We start from the raw sequence: 25,059 nt of genomic DNA on the forward strand, positions 1-25,059 counted from the left end.
CCCTGTTACGTTATCGGATGTCAGATTCGGGCGATGCCTGTTCCAGCACACGCCGGACCGGGCCAAAACTGCGGCGGTGATGGGCTGTCGCACCGTAGTGCGCCAGTTGCTCCAGATGGAACGCGGTCGGGTAGCCTTTATGCCGGGCAAAGCCATATTCAGGGAACTGCTTGTCCAGCGCTGCCATTTCCGCATCCCGGGTGACTTTCGCCAGGATCGAGGCGGCGCTAATTTCAGCAACCCGGCTGTCCCCTTTGACCACCGCCATCGCGGGGACCGGCAGTGCCGGGCAGCGGTTGCCGTCAATGAGAACATATTCCGGCACAACCGGCAAAGCGGCAACGGCCCGCTGCATGGCAAGCATGGTGGCGTGCAGAATATTAAGCCGGTCAATCTCTTGCGGCTCTGCCCGCCCCAGGCTCCAGGCCAGGGCCTTCTCTTTAATTTCGTCGTACAGCGCCAGGCGGCGCTTCTCAGACAGGGCTTTGGAGTCGGCAAGACCGGCAATCGGCCGGGCCGGATCCAGGATCACGGCTGCCGTGACAACCGCCCCTACCAGCGGGCCACGGCCCACTTCATCCACACCCGCCACAAGACGGGTATGGGGATAGACAAATTCACTCATCGGGCTAACTCCAGCACGGCATCTGCCGCCTGCTGGTCCGCATTGCAGCGGATCTCTTTATGTAAGGCACGGAAAATATCGTGCATCGCCAGGCTGGCTTCACCGCCTTCCAGCAGCGGGGCCAGCGCCGCGGCCAGCGCCTCTGGCTGGCACTCATCCTGCAGGAGCTCTTTGACCAGTTCACGCCGGGCCAGCAGGTTAGGCAGCGAGACATACTCGGTCTTAACCAGCCGTTTCGCCAGCCAGAAGGTAAAGGGCTTCATACGGTAGCCGACCACCATCGGGCATTTGGCCAGCATACACTCCAGCGCCGCAGTGCCGGAGGCCAGTAGTGCGGCATCGCTGGCGATCATCGCTTCACGGGCGCGCCCGTCCAGCAAATGGACGTTCAGATCCGGGGCCACCTGCGCTTTGATCTGCTCAAACTGCGCACGGCGTTTTGCATTAACCAGCGGCACCACCACTTCCAGCTCCGGCCAGCGCTGGCGCAGTAAGCTGGCCGTATTCAGGAAGTCTGCACTGAGCATCTCCACTTCGGCACTCCGGCTGCCGGGTAAGATAGCCAGGCAGCGGGCGTTGTGGGGGATCCCCAGGGCATCCCGGGCGGCGTTTTTATCCGGATCCAGCGGCATGGCATCGGCCATGGTATGGCCGATAAAGCGGCACGGAACATGGAATTTATCGTAAAACGCTTTTTCGAAGGGCAGGAATGCCAGCACCAGATTGGTGGATCTGCCAATTTTGAAAACGCGTTTCTGGCGCCAGGCCCAGACGGAGGGGCTGACATAATGAATCGTTTTGATACCGCGGGCTTTCAGCTTCCCCTCCAGGGTTATGTTGAAATCCGGGGCATCAATGCCGACAAAAACATCCGGCTGTAAGGCAGAAAAGCGGCGGGTAAGATCAGCGCGGATATGCAGCAGGCGACGCAGCCGCCCCAGCACTTCCACGATCCCCATCACCGCCAGCTCTTCCATCTCATACCAGGCTTCACAGCCTTCTGCCTGCATCAGCGGCCCGGCCACCCCCACAAAGCGGGCATCGGGAACGCGGGATTTAATGGCGCGGATAAGGCCGGCACCCAGAATATCGCCGGAGGTTTCTCCGGCGACCAGGGCAATAGTCAGTGGACGACCCGGCTTCATTTAGCGGATCAGGCCACGGGTAGAGCGGGCAAAGAAATCAACAAACGCCTGAACTTCCGGATGCTGTGCAGCAATGGTGGCAATTTCAGGTTTCACTTCTTCCAGGGTTTTACCGGAGCGGTACAGCAGTTTGTAGGCGCTGCGGATAGCCAGAATCGCTTCCTTGCTAAAACCACGGCGCTTGAGCCCTTCGATGTTTACACCGAACGGGGTCGCGTGGTTTCCCTGGGCAATCACGTAAGGCGGCACGTCCTGGGCTACGCCGGAACAACCACCTACCATCACGTGTTTGCCAATAATGCAGAACTGGTGGACTGCGGTCATACCGCCGATGATGGCATAATCATCAACGCTGACATGGCCCGCGAGTGTCGCATTGTTAGCAAAGATACAGTGATCCCCTACCTGGCAATCATGTGCCACATGCGCATTAATCATCAGCAGGTTGTCGTTGCCTACCCTGGTGACACCCCCGCCCTGAACGGTTCCGCGGTGAATAGTGACACTTTCGCGAATGCGATTACGCGCGCCAATTTCAACCCGGGTCGGCTCACCAGCATATTTGAGATCCTGGTTAACTTCGCCAATGGATGCGAACTGGTAGATTTCGTTATCACAGCCAATCTTTGTGTGACCATTAATGACCACATGGGATTTCAGCACAGTGCCTGCGCCAATTTCCACATCAGGGCCAACAACGCAAAACGGTCCAATATGGGCGTTAGCACCAATTACGGCGCCCGCTTCCACAATGGCGGTAGGGTGAACAAAGGCAGAGGAATCAATCACGTATCAGGCCTCCCGGCTACGGGCACACATCATTGTCGCTTCACAAACCACTTTACCGTCAACCATCGCGACACCTTTAAAACGGGTCAGACCGCGGCGGGTTTTTTCGAAGGTGACTTCCATGATCATCTGATCGCCAGGCACGACCGGGCGCTTAAAGCGCGCTTCATCAATACCGGCAAAATAGTACAGCTCACCCGGCTCCAGTTTGCCGACGCTTTTAAACGCCAGGATACCGGTGGCCTGGGCCATAGCTTCCAGAATCAGAACACCCGGGAAAATAGGCTTGCCCGGGAAGTGCCCCTGGAAAAACGGCTCATTGACCGAGACGTTTTTAACTGCGCGTAAAAAATGGCCTTCTTCGAAGTCCAGCACGCGGTCTACCAGCAGAAAAGGAAAACGGTGTGGCAGAAGCTCCAGAATCTCATCAATATGCAGAGTATGAGTGTCAGTAGTCAAAATACTCTTCCTGTCAAAATATGCTAAGTAACAATAATAACACGGCCTGCTGGTATCAACAGAAAGCCAGCAGGCCGCAAATATGAATCGCGCGGAACACAAAAAAAGCCCGCACTATTATGATGATTAGTCCTGGTGACTGACCTTGCGCTCTATCGCTTTCAGGCGCTTGCTCATATCATCAATGTTCATCACCAGCGCTGCCGTTTTACGCCAGACCTTATTAGGCTGAAGCGGAATACCGGACGAATAGATCCCGGGCTCAGTAATCGGACGCATTACCATCCCCATACCGGTTACCGTGACCTTATCGCAGATTTCCATATGCCCGTTGATAACGCTGGCGCCGCCAATCATACAATAACGGCCTATTTTCAGGCTACCCGCCATGATAACGCCGCCCGCGACTGCGGTATTGTCGCCAATCACAACGTTATGTGCAATCTGGCACTGGTTATCAATGATAACACCATTGCCGATGACCGTATCATCCAGTGCACCGCGGTCAATAGTGGTACAGGCACCGATCTCTACGCGATCGCCGATGATCACCCGGCCAAGTTGTGGGATCTTCACCCAGTTACCACGATCGTTGGCGTAGCCGAAACCATCTGCGCCGATAACCGTGCTGGACTGAATAAGACAGGCTTTACCAATCTCAACTTCATGATAAACGGAGACATTTGCCCATAAACGGGAGCCGTCACCAATTTTTGTATTCTTGCCGACGAAACAGCCCGGGCCGATAACCACGTTATCACCCAGCACCACGCCTGACTCGATAACCGCATTCGCACCCACGCAGACATTACTGCCCAGGGTTGCACTGGCGTCAATCACCGCGCTGGGGGCGATATTCTGCGCCGGTTGCGGAGTGGTATCAAGGATCTGCGCCATCAGCGCATAGGTGAGATAGGGGTTTTTAACGACCAGCGCCGCGCTTTTTGCATACGGCAGATCGTCTTGCGTCATCACCACGGCAGATGCCCGGCATTCCGCCAGGTGGTCCCGGTAGCGTGGGTTGACGATAAATGTAATCTGACCATTCCCCGCAGATTGCATGGAGGCTACACCAGTGATGGCGATATCGCCATCACCGTGCAGCTCCGCATTCAACTGTTGGGCTAAGTCAGCCAGTCGAATGGAAGGCATGACTTATTTAACCTGTTTCAGTACATCAGCGGTGATGTCTTTAACATCGCTGCTGGAGTAAACCACTGTACCGGAATCCAGGACAACTTCGAGGCCTTTGTCGTCAGCCACTTTTTTCACTGCAGACTGGATACGGGTAACCAGTTTGCCGCGTTCTTCGTTAGAGCGACGGGCACGATCCTGTTCGAAAGCCTGCGCTTTGGTAGAGAAAGCCTGACGGTCAGCCATCACGGATTTCTCCAGGCTGCTGCGGTCGCTGGATTTCATCGTCGCACCGTCACGCTGCAGACGCTGCATTTTAGACTGCAGGGAAGATTCCATTTTTTGCAGTTCGCCAGCACGGCCTTTGAATTCGCTTTCCAGACGCTGGGAAACCCCAGTGCTCTGAGCGACCTGCTGGAACAGGTTACCCATGTTAACTACACCGATATCGGCAGCGTTAGCTGCTGTTGCTGATGCCAGGCTAAGGCCCGCAGCGATTAACCACTTTTTCACAATAAACTCCTTACCATCCCATATGTACCCCAAGAGGCACTGTTCTTTGCGTGGCCCGAATGAGTTATCCGCTCATCAGCAGTCATCGCGACACAACCTATGCATTCCGTTGCTCAGAATTATTACCAGGTTTTACCAATGTTAAACTGGAATTGTTCTGATTTATCTCCACTGTATTCTTTGATCGGCTGAGCGTAAGAGAATACCAGCGGCCCCAGCGGGGACATCCACTGCAGCGCCAGACCCGCAGAAGCGCGAATGTTGCTCGCTTTGCTGTAGTCAGGAATGCCGGCTGCGCGGGTTTCCGCGGTGTTATGCCAGTTGGTATCCCAGACCGTACCTGCATCCACAAACAGTGAGGTACGCACCGAGTTCGCATACTTCTCGCTCAGGAACGGTGTTGGCGTAATCAGCTCAACGCTTGCCACACCCATAGCGTTCCCGCCGACGGCGTCGTTAGATTTACAAACACCGGCAACACTTTCATCACTGGCGTTACAGTTTTCGTTATTCGGGCCATAGTAATAGGCCGCTTTCGGACCAATGGTGTTGGACTGGAAGCCACGCACTGTGCTGGAGCCACCGGCGTAGAAGTTTTCATAGAACGGCATCTCTTTGCTGCCGATCCCATCACCATAACCCCAGCGGGTACGGCCCAGAACCACCCATTTGTGATCTTCATCGATAGGCACATAGGTTGCCGTATCAAGGGTCACTTTATAGAACTCGTTATCAGAGCCCGGCACCGTGACTTTACCGTTCAGGTTGACCCGTGAACCTTTGGTCGGGAAGTAACCGCGGTCAAGGTTGTTGTAGGTCCAGCCATAGTTGAAGGTGAAGTCGTCCGCCGAGTAGTCATTGTCGTCGTCGTCTTTATTCGCGCTCTGCCCCATCGAATCCAGATAACGCCACATGGCTATCTGCGGCTGCATGTTGGACAGGTCGTTATGGACGTAACCTAAACCAACGCGCAGGCTGTTATATTCGTTGATCGGGAAGCCGAGCGTACCGTCCAGACCATAACTTTTGTTGGTATAGTCAGACAGGTCAGCATCATCAGCTTTAAAGTCGTTGTAGAAGACACGTCCGCCCAGGCTCACACCGTCAACGGTGAAGTACGGGTTAGTGACCGACAGTTCAGTATAGGTCTGATAATCGTTTTTGGTGCCGCTGATCCCCACAGAATAACCGGTGCCTAACCAGTTATCCTGCTGCACGCCAACCTGGAAGCTGACGCCGCTTTCAGTACCGTAACCCACACCGAAGTTAAAGCTACCGGTGTTACGCTCTTTAACTTTGTAGACCACATCCACCTGATCCGGGCTACCCGGCACGCGCTGGGTGTCGGTATCAACAGTTTCAAAGAAGCCCAGGCGGTTCAGGCGCTCTTTACCCTGATCGACCAGGTCGCTGCCCAGCCAGGTCCCTTCCATCTGGCGCATTTCGCGGCGCAGAACGGCGTCTTTACTGGTGTCGTTACCTTCAAAGCGGATCTTACGCACGTAGTAACGGTTGCCCGCGTCTACGTTCACGTGGAGCTTAACGGTTTTTGCGGTGTCATCAATTTCCGGCTGAGTCTGTACGCGCGGATAGGCGTAACCATAGCGGCCCAGCAGTTTTTTAACGCCGTCTTCCATCTTCGTGACTTTGGTGCCGTTATACAGCTCACCCGGCTCGACTTTGGTCAGGCTTTCAATTTCCGCAGAGTGTCCGGCCAGGTTACCGCTGACATCAACACCAGACAGTTTGTACTGATCGCCTTCGCTCACGTTAACCGTGATGTAGATACCTTTTTTGTCCGGGGTCAGGCTAACCTGCGTGGACTGAATATTGAACCGGGCATAACCGCGATCCAGATAAAAACTGCGCAGGGTTTCAAGGTCACCCGCCAGTTTCTGTTTCTGGTATTTACGATCGCCCACCACGTTCCACCAGGGCACTTCATCGCGCAGCTGGAAGTGGGAGATAAGCTCTTCAGTACTGAAGGCGCGGTTGCCGACAATATTGATTTGCTGAATTTTGGCAGAGACCCCTTCCTGGAAGACCAGTTTCAGGTCCACACGGTTACGGGGCAGCGGTGTTACAACCGCTTTCACGCTGGCGCTGTATTTACCGACGCTGTAGTAGAAATCTTCCAGCCCTTTTTCGATATCCGATAAGGTGGTGCGATCGAGAGATTCACCAACGCGCACGCCAGAGGCTTCCAGATTCTGTTTAAGCATGTCATCTTTCACCGATTTGTTACCGGAGAAAGTGATACTGGCAATTGTCGGGCGCTCTTTCACCTGAACCAGTAATGAATCACCATCACGCAGGACCCGAACATCCTCGAAGTTTCCTGTCGCGAACAGAGAGCGGATCGTGTTACTGATGTCATCATCAGTCACGGTATCCCCGACACGCACAGGCATACTGAGAAGGGCCGCACCAACGGCGACTCGCTGCAGGCCTTCGAAATGAATGTCTTTCACCACGAACCCGTCGGCACCGTATACGGTGGCGCTGCTAAACAGCAGCGACGCTATGAGCAACTTTTTCATCGCCATCGTTGTTATGCGTTCTTCCTAACCTGACTCCCGCTATAAACGAGAGAAATCATTGAAAAGTGCAAGCCCCATTAACAGCACCAGCAAAATCGAGCCAATGCGATAACTGAAGTCCTGAACTCGCTCCGATACCGGGGCGCCTTTAAGCCTTTCGATTGCCAGGAACAGTAAATGCCCCCCGTCAAGAACGGGTAACGGGAACAGGTTGATAATCCCCAGGTTCACACTGATCAGCGCCAGGAACATGAGGTAATACACCAACCCGAACTCCGCCGACATACCTGCCCCCTGGGCTATCGAAATAGGCCCACTGAGGTTATTCAGTTTGACGTCACCGGTTATTAATTTCCCCAGCATACTCACCGTCAGCTTCATCAGCTGCCACGTTTTCTCAGTGGCATGGCCGATAGCGCTGAAAGGACCATACTGGCGCACCGTTCGGTACTCCTCGGACAGCGGGATAACCTGGGGTACCACCCCGGCAAAACCTTCGGCTTTCGCCCCCACCTGCTTCACACCAGGTGTCAGCGTCAGCGTAAGGGGTTCCCCCTGCCGCTCAATGCTGATTTCCAGCGGATGGCCAGGGTTATCCCGGACCAGCTCAACAAACATCATCCAGTTGTTCAGCAACTGACCGTTGACTTTAACGATCCTGTCACCCGCTTGCAAACCCGCCTGTTGCGCCGCCGAGTCTTTTTGTATTTCTGCCAGCACAGGGTCAATCTTTGGCCCTACCGGCTGAAACCCCAGCGACTGTACCGGATCTTGCTTATCTGGTTCAAATTTCCAGTGGCGGAGATCCAGCGTTTTCTGCATAACGCCCTGGCTGCCGGACGACGCGACAGTCAGTATTGCCTGGCTATCGCCAATTTTACCAATCAGCGCCAGACGAACGGCATCCCAGTCAGGCGTTTCGATGCCATCAACGGCTTTTAGTTCCGTTCCTGGCGAAATTTGCGCCTGTGCCGCAATAGAGCCGGGTAAAACATCGCTGACCACCGGGCGCACGCTGGGCACACCCACGATAAAAACTACCCAGTAGGCAAAAACCGCAAAAATAAAATTCGCCACCGGCCCGGCGGCAATCACCGCCGCACGCTGGGCGACGGTTTTGTTATTGAATGCCCGGTGGCGCATTTCCGGCGTTACCGCCTCTACACGCTCGTCGAGCATTTTGACATACCCGCCCAGCGGGATCAGCGCAATAACAAACTCCGTGCCCTGGCGATCGGTGCGGCGCCACAGCGCCTTACCAAAGCCGATAGAAAAGCGTTCCACATAGACGCCGCAGCGGCGGGCCACCCAGAAGTGACCGAATTCGTGCACGGTGATAAGCACACCCAGTGCGACGATAAAGGCTGCCAGACTCCAGAGAACACTCAGCATATAACCTTCCGTTAAATTGCGCCAAAGACCAGGATCAGAAGGCAAACAAATACCGGTACGGCGGCGGTCAGACTGTCAATACGGTCAAGAATACCACCGTGTCCCGGGATCAGATGCCCGCTGTCTTTAATGCCGGCTTCGCGTTTAAACATACTTTCCGTTAAATCGCCAAGCACTGAAGCCAGCGCAGCAGTCAGAGAGCATACCAATAATATGCTGGCCGCTACATCCAAATTTGCCCAGGCACCGAATAACCAGGAAATAACCGCCGAGGTAGCCAGACCGCCAAAAAAGCCCTGCCAGGTTTTACCCGGCGAAACCTTCGGCGCAAGTTTATGTTTGCCAAACATTTTACCAAACATATACGCGCCGGAATCTGCGCCCCAGACCAGAAACATCACATACAACAGCCAGATGGCCCCGGCATAGTGGTTACTTTCATAGTGCCAGCTGCGCAGGACCACCATGCCCCAGAAAAAGGGAATAATAGTAAAGAAACCAAAGACCAGGCGCAAAATGCGGGAATTACGCCACAGCGCCGCAGATGCAGGATAGAAGAATACGAGGAGTAGCGCGACACACCACCAGATAAGCGATGCCCACAGGGAGCCGGCTATCAGGGGGGTGTGGATATTATGATGATACTCCGGCAGCACCATCAGCATGGTTGCCAGAAGTAGACCACAAAGTACCGCCAGCCAGACCCGCTGATTGCGGGATGAAAAACCGCTTAATTGCCCCCACTCCCAGGCTGCCAGCATGCAGACAATAATGGTTGTAATGGCAAAACCGCCCGGCGGTAGCCAGAACAACGCCGCAATCACGGCGGGGATTAAGATAAATGCGGAAATCAGGCGATACTTCAGCAAGAGTAACCCCCATTAAACCTGGTCGTTACCGGGTGCTGTGCCGCCAAAACGACGTTCGCGAGTTGCAAAGGCATTCAGTGCACCTTCAAAGTCTTGTTCATCGAAATCGGGCCAGAGCACATCGGTAAACCAGAGTTCCGCGTAAGCTATCTGCCACAGCAGGAAATTACTGATCCGGTGCTCTCCCCCAGTCCTTATGACTAAATCAACCGGTGCCAGATCGCTCATGCACACTTGCTGACTCAGCATATCTTCCGTAATTTGCTCCGGTGAAATCTCTTCACGTCTGACCCGCTCAGCAATATGCCGCACACCCTGAATAATATCCCAACGACCGCCATAATTCGCAGCGATATTGAGAGTTAAACCGGTATTCTTACTGGTCAGCGCTTCGGAATTACGGATTTTTTCCTGTAGCCGGCCATTGAAGCGTGACACATCGCCAATAATTTTTAGTCTGACGTTATTGCGATGCAACACCTTCACTTCACTGTCCAGGGCCCAGACAAACAGCTCCATTAACGCGCTGACTTCCTGAGCAGGCCGGTTCCAGTTCTCACTACTAAATGCGTACAGCGTCAGTGCTTCAATCCCTTGATTTGCGGCATAACGAACAGCCCGACGGACCGCCTTTGCGCCCGCCCTGTGACCAATGATCCTCATCTTCCCCTGACGTTTAGCCCAACGGCCGTTGCCATCCATAATGATGGCGACATGGCGTGGACCATGCGTAGATAAAGAATCCTGGGATGGTTGATTAGCTGACAACATAACGCGTTTTTGTTCCATGAAAGGGATTAGTAGTACCCCGGAATGCTAAAGCCTCTACGTAAAAAAGCCGTGCTAAACCACGGCTTAACCTGATGATCACGCTAAATGGCAATAATCGGGTGGCGCAGACTATATCACCTCAGCCAGACGCTAACAAATAGCGAGCGGCCTGCAGACAGAATATTCACATACCTGCGAGGCTAATCACGTGCTGCTGCGCGAGAATACGGGCTTTTGCATCAATATCCAGCACATCGCTGACACAGGCAGGCTCCTCAAGCACGGCGGCATCCAGTATCGCGGCATTCAGCGCGGCAATATCCGTAAAGCGGATCTGCCCGGCCAGAAAGGCCGCCACCACCACTTCATTGGCTGCGTTCAGGGTTGTTGTTGCCGCCTGGCCGCTTTCGAAAGCGTCGATAGCCAGCTTCAGACACGGATAACGCTGGTAATCAGGGCGCCCGAAGGTCAGCGCGCCAGCTTCACAAAAATCCAGCGGTTTCACCCCTGACGTGGTCCTGGCAGGCCAGGCCATCGCATGGGCAATCGGCGTGCGCATATCCGGCTCACCCAGTTGTGCGAGCACACTGCCATCGGTGTAGCGAACCATCGAATGGATCATCGACTGCGGGTGCAGCAACACTTCCATCTGATGTGCTGAGGCATTAAATAGCCAGCGGGCTTCAATGTATTCCAGGCCTTTGTTCATCATGGTGGCGGAATCAACAGAAATCTTACGCCCCATAGACCAGTTCGGGTGTTTACAGGCCTGATCGGGGGTCATTGCCGCCAGATCTGCCAGCGGCGTCTCCCGGAAAGGGCCACCAGAACCGGTAAGAATAATCGACGAGACGCCATTATTCTCCAGGGAAGCGTACCCCAGATTACGCTGGATGGCGTCCGGTAAACTCTGAAAAATCGCGTTGTGTTCGCTGTCAATCGGCAGCAGTTGCGCACCGTGTTGCGCAACGGCATCCATAAACAGCCGCCCGCAGGTCACCAGCGCTTCTTTGTTAGCCAGCAGAATTTGTTTCCCGGCCCGGATCCCGGCCAGAGTAGGCACCAGCCCCGCCGCCCCGACAATCGCCGCCATGACCTGGTCCACTTCATCAAGCGCAGCCATATCACAGGCGGCCTGCTGGCCTGCCATCACCTCAGTGCTGAGGCCCTGACCTGCCAGGGCCTCACGCAGGGCGCGCGCATCCTCTTCCCGGGCCATAACGGCATATTTCGGGCGGAACGCCAGGCACTGCTCTGCCATCCGCGCCACATTTTTACCCGCCACCAGTGCGGTAACCGAAAAACGCTCCGGGTTGCGGCGCACCACATCAAGGGTGCTGCAACCAATGGAGCCCGTAGAGCCGAGAACAGTTAATTGCTTCATGAGGTACTCTGAAAAGGTTAACGGGCGGGTTTATCTGCCCGGGAAACGTCCTGCTACAATGCAAAACGCCGCATTAAAGCCTGTGGGGCTCCGTAGCGGCGTTTTACGATTCCAGCAGCGCAGGATCAGAACTGCATTAATTCTGCTTCTTTATCTGCCAGAGCCGCGTCCACTTTCTTAACGGCGGCGTCAGTCAGTTTCTGGATGTCGTCCTGAGAACGGCGATCGTCATCTTCGCTGATCTCTTTGTCTTTCAGCAGCGCTTTCACTTTGTCGTTTGCGTCGCGGCGCACGTTACGCACAGACACACGCGCCTGCTCCGCTTCACTGCGCACCACTTTGATAAGGTCTTTACGGCGCTCTTCGGTCAGCGGCGGCAGCGGAACACGAATATCGCTACCGGCAGAGCTTGGGTTCAGCCCCAGATCAGAGGCCATAATCGCCTTTTCTACTGCCGCGCTCAGGCTGCGATCAAAAACGTTGATCTTCAGGGTGCGGGAGTCTTCAACGGTGACGTTCGCCAGCTGACGCAGCGGCGTCGGGGCGCCGTAATATTCAACAACAATCCCGTCCAGCAGGCTTGGGGAAGCGCGCCCGGTACGGACCTTGCTTATCTGGGTTTTAAAAGCCTCAACGCATTTTTCCATACGCACTTCGGCATCTTTTCTGATATCGCTAATCACGTTACGAATCCTTGAAAACAGGTTTAAGCCAGACTACGCCTCAACACCACACCTCGGTTACCCGGGCAGTGGAAGTATAGCCCTGTTTAATTCATGGCACCCTCAATGGCTGCCGGAGCACAATAGTGAAACGGAATATTACCCTGATTCAGCCCGGGGTAAAATTATTCCGTGATCAATGTGCCTTCTTTTTCGCCCATCACCACGCGACGCAGTGCGCCTGGTTTGTTCATGTTAAAGACACGAATCGGCAGTTTATGGTCACGCGCCAGGGTAAAGGCTGCGAGATCCATCACTTTCAGTTCTTTTTCCAGCACTTCCTGGTAAGAGAGCTGCTCATACAGGGTGGCTGCCGGATCTTTCATCGGATCGGCAGAGAAGACGCCGTCGACTTTGGTTGCTTTGAGCACCACGTCGGCTTCAATCTCAATCCCGCGCAGGCAGGCGGCAGAGTCTGTGGTGAAGAACGGGTTACCCGTACCGGCAGACAGAATAACCACCCGGTTATTACGCAGCAGGCTGATGGCTTCAGCCCAGCTGTAGTTATCACACACGCCATTAAGCGGAATGGCGGACATCAGGCGGGCGTTAACATAGGCGCGGTGCAGCGCATCACGCATAGCCAGGCCGTTCATAACGGTTGCCAGCATCCCCATATGGTCACCCACCACACGGTTCATACCGGCCTGAGCCAGGCCCGCGCCGCGGAACAGGTTGCCCCCGCCGATGACTACCCCAACCTGAATACCCAGTTCAACCAGTTCTTTGATCTCTTGCGCCATACGATCCAGAACACTTGCGTCAATACCGAAGCCTTCTGAGCCCTGTAGCGCTTCGCCACTCAGTTTTAACAGAATGCGTTTGTAAACGGGTTTTGCATTGGTAGCCATGTTTCTTTCCTGGAGCAGTAACGATTGGAAGAGGATTTACGCTGGTGCAGCAGGCGCGAATGCAGACAGTACGTCGGCGCCCCTGACCAGTAAGCAGTTATCTTTCAGATGGCTGGCAACATCCGGCCACCTGAAAGATAACCGATAAAAAGGAGCCGCCCGCAGGCGGCTCCTTAACAGCATTAAGACTGTTTGGACATTGCAGCAACTTCTGCTGCGAAGTCAGCTTCAACTTTCTCGATGCCTTCACCCACTTCAAAGCGGATGAAGCCAGTCACGTCAGCGTTGTGCTCTTTGAGCAGCTGACCAACAGTTTTGGACGGATCCATAACGAACTGCTGACCAGTCAGAGACACTTCACCGGTGAATTTACGCATACGGCCTTCAACCATTTTCTCTGCGATTTCACGCGGTTTGCCGGACTGCATTGCGATATCCAGCTGGATCTGGTGCTCGTGAGCAACCACGTCTGCCGGTACATCTTCCGGTTTAACGTATTCTGGTTTAGACGCCGCTACGTGCATAGCGATGTGTTTAACCAGCTCTTCGTCAGCGCCGGTTGCAGCAACCAGAACACCGATACGTGCGCCGTGCAGGTAAGAACCCAGCACATCGCCTTCGATCACAGAAACGCGACGGATGTTGATGTTTTCACCGATCTTAGCTACCAGGTGAGCACGCTGCTCTTCGAAACGGGCTTTCAGCACGTCGATATCAGCAATGCGTTCTTCCAGGGCAACAGACAGCACTTCTTCACCGAAGGCTTTGAAACCAGCGTCTTTAGCAACGAAGTCAGTTTCGCAGTTCAGCTCGATGATAACGCCATATTTGTAATCGATAGCGGTCAGGATGATACCTTCAGCAGCAACGCGACCAGCTTTCTTGGCGGCTTTCGCCTGGCCAGATTTACGCATGTTGTCGATAGCCAGCTCGATGTCGCCGTTAGCTTCAACCAGCGCTTTTTTACATTCCATCATGCCTGCGCCAGTACGTTCGCGCAGTTCTTTTACCAGAGCAGCGGTAATATCAGCCATTCTATAAATCCTCGGTTCGGTTATCTCATGCGGGAGATAAGAGATCCGCCGGGCGCTCGCCCAACAGATTCAGAAGTAAAAAAGGGGACCTGAGAACAGGCCCCCTAACCAAACTATTTCATACCTGGTTAATAAGGGCTCTTACAGAGCCAGCCTTATTATTCAGCTTCTACGAAGCTCTCTTCCGCCTGAGAAGCCAGATCCTGAGTACGGCCTTCGCGAACAGTTGCCGCTACAGCGCCCAGGTACAGGGTTACAGCACGGATAGCATCATCGTTACCCGGGATAACGAAATCTACGCCATCCGGATCAGAGTTAGTATCAACGATAGAAAATACCGGGATGCCCAGGTTATTTGCTTCTTTGATAGCGATGTGCTCGTGATCGGCATCGATGACAAACAGCGCATCCGGCAGACCGCCCATATCTTTGATACCGCCCAGGCTGTTTTCCAGCTTGGCCAGTTCACGGGTACGCATCAGCGCTTCTTTTTTGGTCAGTTTTTCGAAAGTACCGTCCTGAGACTGAGTTTCCAGATCTTTCAGACGTTTGATGGACTGACGAACGGTTTTCCAGTTAGTCAGCATACCGCCCAGCCAGCGATGGTTCACGAAGAACTGGTCGCAGCTCAGAGCAGCGTCTTTCACCGCTTCGCTTGCAGCGCGTTTTGTACCAACGAACAGGATTTTGCCTTTACGGGAAGCAATTTTGTTCAGCTCAGCCAGGGCTTCGTTGAACATCGGTACAGTTTTCTCAAGGTTGATGATGTGAACTTTGTTACGCGCACCGAAGATGAACGGCTTCATTTTCGGGTTCCAGTAACGGGTCTGGTGACCGAAGTGAACACCAGCCTTGAGCATATCGCGCATGGAAACAGTTGCCATGTTTAAAACCTCTATATATAAGTTGGGGTTAAGCCTCCACGTATCCCATGTTAACCGACCCTTGCGGGCACCCCGGAACATGTGTCGATACGTGTGTGTTATTACACAAAGTGAGATTTACTTCGTATGCGGTTCACATCGCTGAAAACCCGCACACGTAGTCCGGCGCGCTTTATACCATAAATCCGCCCGTGACACCAACAGTTGTTGTCATTGCGGGCGTTGCGCATTCACGGTTTGGCACTCCTCCCCGCGCCCTGATAACATTGCCGTTACTTAAACATTATTGTCGATATTGACGACAACAGCGGACTTCAAGCATGGCTATTTCAATCAAAACAGCAGAAGACATCGAAAAAATGCGCGTGGCGGGCCGTCTGGCCGCCGAGGTGCTGGAAATTATCGAACCCTACGTAAAACCCGGCATCACCACTGGCGAGCTGGATCGCATCTGCAACGACCACATCGTTAAGCAGCAGCACGCCGTATCCGCCTGCCTGGGTTACCATGGCTACCCGAAATCCGTCTGCATCTCGATTAACGAAGTGGTATGCCACGGCATCCCCAGTGATGAGAAACATCTTAAAGATGGCGATATCGTGAATATCGACGTCACCGTCATCAAAGACGGGTTCCACGGCGACACCTCAAAGATGTTTATCGTCGGCAAGCCAACTATCCTGGGTGAGCGCCTGTGCCACATTACCCAGCAGAGCCTCTACCTGGCCCTGAATATGGTCAAACCGGGGATTCGCCTGCGCACTATTGGTGCCGCTATCCAGAAATTTGTTGAAGTGGAAGGCTTCTCCGTGGTGCGTGAATACTGCGGCCACGGCATTGGCCGGGGTTTCCACGAAGAGCCCCAGGTGCTGCACTATGATGCAGACGACGGCGGCGTAGTGCTCCAGAAAGGCATGACATTCACCATCGAGCCGATGGTCAACGCAGGCGACTACCGCATCCGCACCATGAAAGACGGCTGGACGGTAAAAACCAAAGATCGCAGCCTCTCTGCACAGTATGAGCACACCATTGTCGTGACCGATAACGGCTGCGAAATCCTCACCCTGCGCAAAGATGACACCATCCCGGCGGTCATCTCCCATAACGACTAATCGCAAAGCCGGCAGCCGCCGGCTTAATTTTACGGGCCCGGCCAATGAGCAACAGCTTCCCCGAACAGCGCGTCAACGCAGTGTTACCCAGGATCCCCGGGCAGCCGGATAACCCCGTCAGCTGGCCGGAATCGGCCCTCACCTGCGCGGAGATAAAACCCCGGGTTGAACAGTTCCAGGCCTGGCTTGGCAGCGCATTTGACGCCGGTATCAGCGCTGAAGAGCTCATTGACGCCCGCACCGAATTTATTGACCAGTTACTGCAGCGTTTGTGGCTGCATATGCAGTTCGACAAGGTCGAAGGGCTGGCCCTGGTGGCGGTCGGGGGCTATGGCCGCGGCGAGCTGCACCCGCTGTCGGATATCGATCTACTGATCCTGAGCCGCGCCCCGCTGCCCGAAGATACTGCCCGGAAAACCGGCGAATTGCTGACCCTGCTGTGGGATATCCGCCTGGAGGTGGGCCACAGCGTGCGCACCCTGGAAGAGTGCCTGCAGGAGGGGCTGGCAGACCTCACCGTTGCCACCAACCTGTTTGAATCCCGGCTGCTGATTGGCGACGTGGTGCTGTTTCTGGAGCTGCAAAAGCGCATCTTCAGCGATGCCTTCTGGCCGTCTGCGCAATTTTTTGCCGCCAAAGTCGACGAGCAAAACACCCGCCACCAGCGCTATCACGGCACCAGTTATAACCTGGAGCCGGATATCAAAAGCAGCCCCGGCGGCCTGCGGGATATCCACACGCTGATGTGGGTCGCCCGGCGCCACTTTGGCGCCACCTCCATGGACGAAATGCTGGACTTCGGCTTTCTGACCCGGGCCGAACGCAACGAGCTCGACGAATGCCAGCACCTGTTGTGGCGCATTCGCTTTGCCCTGCACCTTGAGCTCAGCCGTTACGACAACCGCCTGCTGTTCGACCGTCAGCTCAATGTGGCCCGCCGCCTGCACTACAGTGGTGAGGGCAACCAGCCGGTCGAACACATGATGAAAGACTTCTACCGCTGCACCCGCCGGGTTGCCGAACTGAACCAGATGCTGCTGCAAATCTTCGACGAGGCGATCCTCGCCCTGGATACCAGCGAAAAACCACGCCCGCTGGATGATGAGTTCCAGCTGCGCGGTTCGCTTATCGATCTGCGCGACGAGAGTCTGTTTCTGCGTGAGCCCGAGGCCATATTGCGCATGTTCTGTATGATGGTGCGCAACCGCGATATCAGCGGGATTTACTCCACCACGTTGCGCCATCTGCGCCACGCCCGGCGCCAGCTCAGCCAGCCGTTGTGCTATATCCCGGAGGCCCGCACCCTGTTTTTATCCATGCTGCGCCACCCCGGGGCCGTCAGCCGGGGCCTGGTCCCCATGCACCGCCACAGCGTGCTGCTGGCCTATATGCCCCAGTGGGCCCATATTGTCGGCCAGATGCAGTTTGACCTGTTCCACGCCTATACGGTGGATGAGCACACCATCCAGCTGCTGCAAAAGCTGGAGAGCTTCTCCCGGGAGGCGGTGCGCGAACAGCACCCGTTATGTGTTGAAGTATGGCCACGCCTTGCCCACCCGGAGCTGCTGCTGATTGCCGGGCTGTTTCACGATATCGCCAAGGGCCGCTCAGGGGACCATTCGGTGCTCGGGGCCGCCGATGTGGTGACCTTTGCCGAGCTTCACGGGCTGAACTCCCGGGAGACACAGCTGGTGGCCTGGCTGGTACGCCAGCATCTGCTGATGTCGGTCACCGCCCAGCGCCGGGATATTCAGGACCCGGAAGTGATCCGCCAGTTTGCCCAGGAGGTACAGACTGAAAACCGCCTGCGCTACCTGGTCTGCCTGACCGTGGCCGATATCTGCGCCACCAACGAAACCCTGTGGAACAGCTGGAAGCAAAGCCTGCTGCGCGAGCTCTACTTCGCCACGGAAAAACAGCTGCGCCGCGGCCCCCAGAGTATGCCGGATATGCGCGAGCGGGTGCGCCATCACCAGCTCCAGGCCCTGGCCTTACTGCGCATGGAAAATATTGACGAAGTGGCGCTGAGCTATATCTGGTCACGCTGCCGGGCCAACTACTTTGTGCGCCACACCCCGATACAGCTGGCCTGGCACGCCCGGCATCTGCTACAGCACGATCTCAGCCAGCCGCTGATCCTCGTCAGCCCCCATGCCAGCCGGGGCGGTACTGAGATTTTTATCTGGAGCCCGGACCGGCCCTACCTGTTCGCCGCCGTGTGCGCCGAGCTGGATCGCCGGAATCTGAGTGTCCATGACGCCCAGATCTTTACCACCCGCGACGGTATGGCGATGGACAGCTTCATCGTGCTGGAGCCAGACGGCACCCCCCTTTCCGGGGATCGCCACGAGGCCATCCGCCACGGCCTTGAGCAGACCATTAACCAGCGCACCTGGCAGCCGCCGCAACCGCGCCGCCAGCCGGCAAAATTGCGCCATTTTACCGTAGAGACGGAAGTCAGCTTCCTGCCCACCCATACGGACCGCCGCTCTTATCTGGAACTGACCGCCCTGGACCAGCCGGGGCTGCTGGCCCGGGTCGGGCAAATTTTTGCCGATCTGGGAATTTCGCTCCACGGGGCGAGAATTTCAACCATTGGCGAGCGAGTAGAAGATTTATTTATTATTGCCACCCAGGACCGGCGCGCCCTTAATAATGCGCTGCAACAAGAGGTGCAACAACGGTTGACAGCGGCCCTTAATCCAAACGATAAAGGATAAGTGTCGCCCGCGCCGCCGCTCTCCCCTTCCGGGCGCGGCTTATTAATTTTTTTAAGATGGAAAGAGTAAAACCATGCAGCAGCTACAAAATGTTATTGAATCCGCCTTTGAACGCCGTGCCGATATTACGCCAGCCAGCGTAGATACGGTTACCCGTGAAGCAGTCAACCAGGTTATTGACCTGCTGGATAGCGGCGCACTGCGCGTGGCCGAAAAAATTAATGGTCAGTGGGTTACCCATCAGTGGCTGAAAAAAGCCGTACTGCTCTCTTTTCGCATCAACGACAACCAGGTGATGGAAGGGGCAGAAAGCCGCTACTTCGACAAAGTGCCGATGAAATTCGCCAACTATGACGAAGCCCGCTTCCAGAAAGAAGGTTTCCGCGTGGTACCGCCCGCAGCAGCCCGTAAAGGTGCGTTTATTGCCCGCAACACCGTGCTGATGCCCTCTTACGTGAATATCGGTGCTTACGTTGACGAAGGCACCATGGTAGACACCTGGGCGACCGTGGGCTCCTGCGCGCAGATCGGTAAAAACGTGCACCTGTCTGGCGGTGTGGGGATCGGTGGCGTGCTGGAGCCACTGCAGGCGAACCCGACCATTATCGAAGATAACTGCTTTATCGGTGCCCGTTCAGAAGTGGTGGAAGGGGTTATCGTAGAAGAAGGCTCCGTTATCTCTATGGGCGTGTTTATCGGCCAGAGCACCAAAATCTATGATCGCGAAACCGGCGAGATCCACTACGGCCGCGTACCGGCGGGCTCGGTTGTTGTTTCCGGCAGCCTGCCGTCTAAAGATGGCAGCTACAGCCTGTACTGCGCGGTGATCGTTAAAAAAGTCGACGCCAAAACCCGCGGTAAAGTGGGCATTAACGAGCTGCTGCGCACCATCGACTAATCCGTGCGATTTTGTGGTTCAGAGGCGGGCTTGCCCGCCTTTTTCATGTCTGCCGCTGGCGTAAATCTGCTTTCGTGGTAATTATTTATATACCCCGGATAACCGGCATTGCATCAGGGTGCGGCCAGCACCACCGCAGCTTCCGGTATGAGGGGGATACTTCAGGGAAATGTGAGGGAAACCGCGATGTACGACAATCTTAAAAGCCTGGGCATCAATAATCCGGACGAGATAGACCGCTACAGCCTGCGCCAGGAAGCCAACAACGATATTCTGAAAATCTACTTTCAGAAGGATAAAGGCGAATTTTTCGCCAAAAGTGTCAAATTCAAATACCCGCGCCAGCGCAAAACCGTGGTGGCCGACGGCGCAGGCCAGGGTTACCGGGAAGTTCAGGAGATAAGCCCGAATCTGCGCTATGTGATCGATGAACTTGATCAGATCTGCCAGCAGGATCGCAGCGAGATCGATCTGAAACGCAAAATCCTTGACGATCTGCACCACCTTGAGAGTGTGGTGTCCCACAAAATTGCCGAGATCGAAGCCGATCTCGATAAGCTGACCCGCAACAAATAACCGGCCGGGCGCGGGCTATCCGGCCCGTGACCTCTCAGCGCTGCTCGTCGAGCTGCAGCGCCACATACAGCAACAGCCGATCATCAAAACACCCCAGATTCAGCCCGGTCAGATCCGCGACCCGGTTCAGCCGGTACTCCAGGGTATTACGGTGAATAAACAGCGCTTTCGAGGTGGCCAGGGGCTGAACATTATGGCGAAACCACGCATGCAGGGTGCGGCGCAGCAGGCCGTTGTTATCCATCGCTTTGAGTTTTTCCAGCGGGCGGGCCAGCTCGTTCGCCTGCCAGCCGCCGCGTAAGCTATCCAGCAGGACCGGCAGCATCAGATCCTGGTAAAAATAGCTGCGGATATCCGGCATCCGCTGTTTGCCCACCATCATCGTGGTGCGCGCGGTGCGGTATGAGCGGGCAATGCTCCCGGGCCCGGTGAAAAAGTTCCCCATCGCCACCCGAAAGCGCAGCTGGCCTTTTTCTTCCATGCGCGCCAGCAGTTGTTCCACCCGGCGCCGGTGCTCGTCCGCATCCCAGCGGCCAAACTGATTCAGGGCCGGTTTCAGCACCACCATCTCCGTCAGGGAGACGATAGCCACCAGATTGTTGCGCTCCGGGATCGTCAGCGCGTTTTGCAGCTCCTGTAACTCTTCCATGGCGCTGTCTACCCCAAGCTGGCCGCTGTCTACCTCCACCACGGCCACCACCCGGGGCTGATTAAGATCGATCCCCAGCCGCTGGGCCCATTCCGCCAGCGCCGGGGAGCTGTCCTCATCCTGGATAAGGTTCATCACCAGCTCTTCACGCAGGCGGCTGTCCTGGGCCAGCAGGTTCATCAGGCGCGACTGCTCCAGCATCATCTCCGCAGTCATGCAGACCAGTTCGCCATATTTACGCAGCGACCCGGGCTCCCCGGTCAGGCCAATAACCCCGACAATCTCCCCTTCCAGGCGCAGCGGCAGGTTAATGCCCTGGCGCACGCCGTGCAGATGGCGGGCGACCGCATCGTCAATATCCACCACCCGGCCCTGGGAGAGGACCAGCAGCGCACCTTCGTGCAATTCCCCAATACGCGCCGGATCGCCGCTGCCGATAATGCGCCCGCGGGCATCCATCACGTTAATATTGGTGTCGATGATACGCATCGTCCGGGAGACAATCTCCTGGGCCATACGGGTATCGAGATGCCAGCTTGCCATCAGAGGCTCCTTTCACAGTGGGATCCGGGGAGTCAGGATACGCGCCGGAGAACCGCAAAACATTGTGCAACTGCACAAACTCCGCGACCACAGGCTGAGGTTGTGGGGGGCGTCACATTAGGGTGGGTTCGGCTTAACCGCAGTTAAAAGAATCCGGGCAACCATAAAAAAAGGGCCACTTACGTGGCCCAGGCTACAGGAGATAACACAATTACTGCATCAGCAGGTAAATCGAGGTGTCGCCACGCTGCACATTCAGCGCCAGCACCGAAGGTTTGGACTCAATAATTTTACGCAGCTCAGCGATGTTATTGACCGGCTGCTGGTTCGCGCCGACAATCACATCCCCTTTCTTCAGGCCAATACGCGCCGCCGGTGAGTTCGCCTTCACGCTATTGACCACCACCCCTTTCTGATCTTTACCGCTGCGGTTAGCCATTTCGGCGCCTTCGATACCGTCAAAAATGGTGGCGGAGCTCACCTGGGTCTGCTTGCTCTGCTGCAGCTCCAGATTCACGCTCACCGGCTTACCGTCGCGCAGCAGGCCAAGGGTCAGTTTGCTGCCTACCGGCATTGAACCCACCTCAGCACGCAGGGCGGCGAAGCTGTTGATCTGTTTGCCATTGAGTGAGGTGATCACATCACCGGCTTTAACGCCCGCCTTCGCAGCAGAGGAGTTCGGCATCACCTGGCTTACGAATGCACCGCGCTGTGCGTCCACTTTCATGGCTTTAGCCAGCTCAGAGTTCAGCTCGGTGCCCATAATGCCAAGTTCGCCGCGGCGCACCTGGCCATACTCCACCATCTGGGCGGTGAGGTTTTTCACCATATTACTCGGAATGGCAAAACCGATACCGATGTTACCGCCGTCGGGTGCCAGGATCGCGGTATTGATCCCGATAAGCTCCCCGTTCAGGTTAACCAGCGCCCCGCCGGAGTTACCCCGGTTGATGGCCGCATCGGTCTGGATAAAGTTTTCATAATTTTCCACGTTCAGGCCACTGCGCCCCAGCGCAGAGACGATCCCGGAGGTCACGGTTTCACCCAGACCATAAGGGTTACCAATCGCCACGGTGTAATCCCCCACCCGCAGCGCATCGGAATCGGCAATCTTAATCGCCGTCAGGTTTTTCGGGTTCTGCAACTGGATCAGCGCAATGTCAGAACGGGGGTCTTTACCCACGACTTTGGCGTCGAATTTACGCCCGTCGCTAAGCTGAGCCTTAATAGTGGTGGCGTTTTCCACCACGTGGTTATTGGTCACCACATAGCCTTTGGCCGCGTCAATAATGACGCCAGAGCCCAGGGCGGAGAATTTTTGCTGCTGCTGATTACCACCGGCTCCCGGACCCCCCTGGCAGAACGGCGAGTTAAGGAACGGCGAACCGTCCTGGCAGAATGGGGAGTTATCGCCAAAGAATTGCTGGAAATTACGCGACATACGCGGTGTATTAACCGTGGTACTCCCTTCAACATCAATACTCACGACGGAGGGCATCACCTTATCCAGCATCGGGGCCAGGCTCGGCATGGGCTGCGCTACAGAGGTCGCAGTACCAGCAGATGCAGTTTCGGCGGCAAAAGCGGAGACCGGCGCCAGGACCAGACTCAGGCTAAGCGCCAGCGCGCTCATAGCAAATGTTGTTTTTTTCATCTGTTCAGTCTCTATTACAGGTGTTTCCAAAAATGCTGTGTACGTGACTATCAGAGTCACGTTATAGCGCTAAGTTCCCGGCAGGAGTTTCTGCAAAAAGTAAAAATTTATTGGCCTTCTTTACAAAACTAATCAGGATATTGCCTCCCGGAGGCTTATCTTATCCTGGCAACAGAGGGCCGGGAAAATAAAAACCGGCCTCCAGCCCCCCGAAAAAGGTTAATTTAGAATAAATATCAACATCCGCTGTACCGGACTACTCGACCGCCATCAGTTTCCGGTACTCATCCCAGGCATAAAGGTCGGTCATGCCGCTGATATAATCCTGAATTAACCGGCAACGATAATAATATTCCTGGACTGCAAAGGTACTGGCCCTATTATCCAGGCGCGCCACCGCATCAATATAGGCCAGCCGGTGGCGGCTGGATAATTTATGAAATAACCGCGATGCGATCGGAAAGGCCCGCAGGGTCTCTTTTTTTACCAGCTCGCTGAAATCGGATAATGGCATAGTTAACAAAATGTTATAAATATCCAGCAGCCCGGTAATGACCCGGTATCCCTGAAGCTCCAGCTGTTCTACATCCGGGTGGTTAAATACATGCTGCATCGCCACCTGTTTATAGATATCCAGCAGGCGGCTACATGCCCCGCCATCTTCCAGCAGCCCCTGATTAAAAGAACCGGCGTAAATCGCCTCAAGATTATCAATAAAGCGCCGGGCCGCGTAGGGCACCAGCGCATTGAGCGTGTTGACTCGTAAATACATAAAAAACTGATCTTCAGCAATACTGCTGGCGTGCTCAGTACGGGATTTTTCCCAGGCATCAACCACCACCTGGCTGAACAGATCGCCTGCAGTAATATCCCCCCACGCGCCGGATAAATGCTGATACAGCCGCCCGGTCGTAAATATTCTTTTTTCTACTGCGTCTTCTAAATCCGCCACGCAATATGAGATATCGTCCGCCGCTTCCATTATCCACGCCAGTGGAAACCGGCTGTATTCCGCCAGTGAAAGTTCTTTACGTAACTGGACAATATAATCCGCTTCGGAAAGATAGTAGCCCGGCTTTTTCATCAGATAGCTGTGGCTCTCAGGCACCGGATCGCAAAACCAGGCCGGGCGGGTGTATTTGAGGATCCCCCCCACCTGTGCCCAGGTCAGATTCATGCGCAGCAGGCTGTGCACCAGACGGATCCCCTGCGCATTGCCCTCAAAATGGCATAAATCCTGGCGCACATCGCGCCGCAGGCGGTTGAGTGGCTCTTCCCCTTCGCGGCAGCGCAGCGCCTCTACCCGGCAGCGGTCTTTACTCCCGGGGCAGATACTGGCATCGTCCGGGAACAGGCGCTGGCGGAACCAGTCATTGATCGCCGCCTCACCAAAGTGGCCAAACGGCGGGTTACCGATGTCGTGCATCAGGCAGGACATCTCAACAATGCTTTCAAAGGGCCCGGTCAGTTCATCCAGCCCGTAGCGGGCCAGGCAATCCTGCTCTTTCAGGCGGGTGATTATCTCTTTGGCGATATAGCGCCCCACCTGCTGCACCTCCAGCGAGTGGGTCAGGCGGGTGCGCACTGCCGCATTGCGCTCCAGCGGGAAAACCTGGGTCTTTTGCTGCAGGCGCCGGATGGCCGCAGAGTTAACGATCCGTCCCCGGTCGCTTTCGAAAATACGCAGAATTTCGTGTTCATTCTTTTCCCCCTGCGGCGAGCGGAAGCAGCGATGCCAGTTAATCTTGCTGCGAAAATCAATCTTCTCCATGGACACTCCTGTTGTGATCTG

The 25,059-nt window shown here is 55.4% G+C and carries 22 protein-coding genes; 4 read left to right on the top strand and 18 right to left on the bottom strand.

Translation table 11 applies throughout. From position 1 onward, the window contains the following. Window positions 1–10: 10 nt before the first annotated feature. The 15 genes from rnhB to rpsB all read right to left on the bottom strand — a co-directional run bounded on the left by rnhB (window position 11) and on the right by rpsB (window position 15,112). Window positions 11–625 (bottom strand): ribonuclease HII, encoded by a 615-nt coding sequence (gene rnhB, locus EBL_RS15385; RefSeq protein ID WP_002441086.1) that lies wholly within the window; start codon window positions 623–625, stop codon window positions 11–13. After that, on the bottom strand, window positions 622–1,770 hold the full coding sequence (lpxB, locus tag EBL_RS15390) for a lipid-A-disaccharide synthase (RefSeq protein WP_002441087.1): 1,149 nt from the start codon (window positions 1,768–1,770) through the stop codon (window positions 622–624). The genes rnhB and lpxB overlap by 4 nt, the downstream gene beginning before the upstream one ends. Continuing rightward, the gene (gene lpxA / locus EBL_RS15395; RefSeq protein ID WP_002441089.1) at window positions 1,771–2,559 is read right to left on the bottom strand and encodes an acyl-ACP--UDP-N-acetylglucosamine O-acyltransferase; all 789 of its coding nucleotides are present in this window, start codon (window positions 2,557–2,559) and stop codon (window positions 1,771–1,773) included. It lies immediately after the preceding gene. Window positions 2,560–2,562: 3 nt separating this feature from the next. Continuing rightward, entirely contained in the window at window positions 2,563–3,018 is a 456-nt protein-coding gene (gene fabZ / locus EBL_RS15400) for a 3-hydroxyacyl-ACP dehydratase FabZ (protein WP_002441091.1), read from the bottom strand. A 126-nt stretch (window positions 3,019–3,144) separates the two neighbouring features. Then, window positions 3,145–4,170: a UDP-3-O-(3-hydroxymyristoyl)glucosamine N-acyltransferase gene (gene lpxD, locus EBL_RS15405; protein ID WP_002441093.1), complete on the bottom strand. Its 1,026-nt coding sequence runs from the start codon at window positions 4,168–4,170 to the stop codon at window positions 3,145–3,147. Window positions 4,171–4,173: 3 nt separating this feature from the next. Next, window positions 4,174–4,665: a molecular chaperone Skp gene (gene skp, locus EBL_RS15410; protein WP_002441095.1), complete on the bottom strand. Its 492-nt coding sequence runs from the start codon at window positions 4,663–4,665 to the stop codon at window positions 4,174–4,176. 122 nt (window positions 4,666–4,787) lie between these two features. Next, window positions 4,788–7,211 carry an outer membrane protein assembly factor BamA gene (bamA, locus tag EBL_RS15415; RefSeq protein ID WP_002441097.1) on the bottom strand — a complete coding sequence of 808 codons (2,424 nt, stop codon included), beginning with the start codon at window positions 7,209–7,211 and terminating at the stop codon, window positions 4,788–4,790. Between the two features lie 33 nt (window positions 7,212–7,244). Beyond that, window positions 7,245–8,597 (bottom strand): sigma E protease regulator RseP, encoded by a 1,353-nt coding sequence (rseP, locus tag EBL_RS15420; protein ID WP_002441099.1) that lies wholly within the window; start codon window positions 8,595–8,597, stop codon window positions 7,245–7,247. 11 nt (window positions 8,598–8,608) lie between these two features. Then, window positions 8,609–9,466 (bottom strand): phosphatidate cytidylyltransferase, encoded by an 858-nt coding sequence (gene cdsA, locus EBL_RS15425; protein ID WP_002441101.1) that lies wholly within the window; start codon window positions 9,464–9,466, stop codon window positions 8,609–8,611. A 12-nt stretch (window positions 9,467–9,478) separates the two neighbouring features. Beyond that, on the bottom strand, window positions 9,479–10,237 hold the full coding sequence (ispU, locus tag EBL_RS15430; protein ID WP_002441103.1) for a (2E,6E)-farnesyl-diphosphate-specific ditrans,polycis-undecaprenyl-diphosphate synthase: 759 nt from the start codon (window positions 10,235–10,237) through the stop codon (window positions 9,479–9,481). Window positions 10,238–10,421: 184 nt separating this feature from the next. Beyond that, window positions 10,422–11,621, bottom strand: coding sequence for a 1-deoxy-D-xylulose-5-phosphate reductoisomerase (gene ispC / locus EBL_RS15435; protein ID WP_002441105.1), 1,200 nt, complete (start codon window positions 11,619–11,621; stop codon window positions 10,422–10,424). A gap of 125 nt (window positions 11,622–11,746) precedes the next feature. After that, window positions 11,747–12,304, bottom strand: a complete 558-nt coding sequence (gene frr, locus EBL_RS15440; RefSeq protein WP_002441107.1) for a ribosome recycling factor — start codon at window positions 12,302–12,304, stop codon at window positions 11,747–11,749. Window positions 12,305–12,468: 164 nt separating this feature from the next. After that, complete coding sequence (gene pyrH, locus EBL_RS15445; RefSeq protein ID WP_002441108.1) at window positions 12,469–13,194, bottom strand: UMP kinase; 726 nt, start codon at window positions 13,192–13,194, stop codon at window positions 12,469–12,471. A gap of 182 nt (window positions 13,195–13,376) precedes the next feature. Beyond that, window positions 13,377–14,228, bottom strand: a complete 852-nt coding sequence (gene tsf, locus EBL_RS15450; protein WP_002441111.1) for a translation elongation factor Ts — start codon at window positions 14,226–14,228, stop codon at window positions 13,377–13,379. Between the two features lie 158 nt (window positions 14,229–14,386). Continuing rightward, on the bottom strand, window positions 14,387–15,112 hold the full coding sequence (gene rpsB, locus EBL_RS15455; RefSeq protein WP_002441114.1) for a 30S ribosomal protein S2: 726 nt from the start codon (window positions 15,110–15,112) through the stop codon (window positions 14,387–14,389). 320 nt (window positions 15,113–15,432) lie between these two features. Between rpsB and map the strand changes: the two genes are divergently transcribed. The 4 genes from map (at window position 15,433) to EBL_RS15475 (ending at window position 20,421) form a co-directional block, all read left to right on the top strand. Continuing rightward, window positions 15,433–16,227 carry a type I methionyl aminopeptidase gene (map, locus tag EBL_RS15460; RefSeq protein ID WP_002441116.1) on the top strand — a complete coding sequence of 265 codons (795 nt, stop codon included), beginning with the start codon at window positions 15,433–15,435 and terminating at the stop codon, window positions 16,225–16,227. A gap of 44 nt (window positions 16,228–16,271) precedes the next feature. Next, on the top strand, window positions 16,272–18,947 hold the full coding sequence (gene glnD / locus EBL_RS15465; RefSeq protein WP_002441117.1) for a bifunctional uridylyltransferase/uridylyl-removing protein GlnD: 2,676 nt from the start codon (window positions 16,272–16,274) through the stop codon (window positions 18,945–18,947). 73 nt (window positions 18,948–19,020) lie between these two features. Continuing rightward, the gene (gene dapD, locus EBL_RS15470) at window positions 19,021–19,845 is read left to right on the top strand and encodes a 2,3,4,5-tetrahydropyridine-2,6-dicarboxylate N-succinyltransferase (RefSeq protein ID WP_002441119.1); all 825 of its coding nucleotides are present in this window, start codon (window positions 19,021–19,023) and stop codon (window positions 19,843–19,845) included. Window positions 19,846–20,031: 186 nt separating this feature from the next. Beyond that, window positions 20,032–20,421, top strand: a complete 390-nt coding sequence (locus EBL_RS15475) for a DUF3461 family protein (protein ID WP_002441121.1) — start codon at window positions 20,032–20,034, stop codon at window positions 20,419–20,421. Window positions 20,422–20,455: 34 nt separating this feature from the next. Here the strand turns inward: EBL_RS15475 and EBL_RS15480 are convergent, their stop codons facing one another. From EBL_RS15480 to dgt, 3 genes are all read right to left on the bottom strand, one after another. Next, on the bottom strand, window positions 20,456–21,613 hold the full coding sequence (locus EBL_RS15480; protein ID WP_002463964.1) for a CdaR family transcriptional regulator: 1,158 nt from the start codon (window positions 21,611–21,613) through the stop codon (window positions 20,456–20,458). A 211-nt stretch (window positions 21,614–21,824) separates the two neighbouring features. Continuing rightward, window positions 21,825–23,267, bottom strand: a complete 1,443-nt coding sequence (gene degP / locus EBL_RS15485) for a serine endoprotease DegP (RefSeq protein ID WP_002463965.1) — start codon at window positions 23,265–23,267, stop codon at window positions 21,825–21,827. Between the two features lie 256 nt (window positions 23,268–23,523). Continuing rightward, on the bottom strand, window positions 23,524–25,038 hold the full coding sequence (dgt, locus tag EBL_RS15490) for a dGTPase (protein WP_002463968.1): 1,515 nt from the start codon (window positions 25,036–25,038) through the stop codon (window positions 23,524–23,526). Window positions 25,039–25,059 lie beyond the last annotated feature (21 nt).

This window comes from Shimwellia blattae DSM 4481 = NBRC 105725 (assembly GCF_000262305.1).
Classification (GTDB): domain Bacteria; phylum Pseudomonadota; class Gammaproteobacteria; order Enterobacterales; family Enterobacteriaceae; genus Shimwellia; species Shimwellia blattae.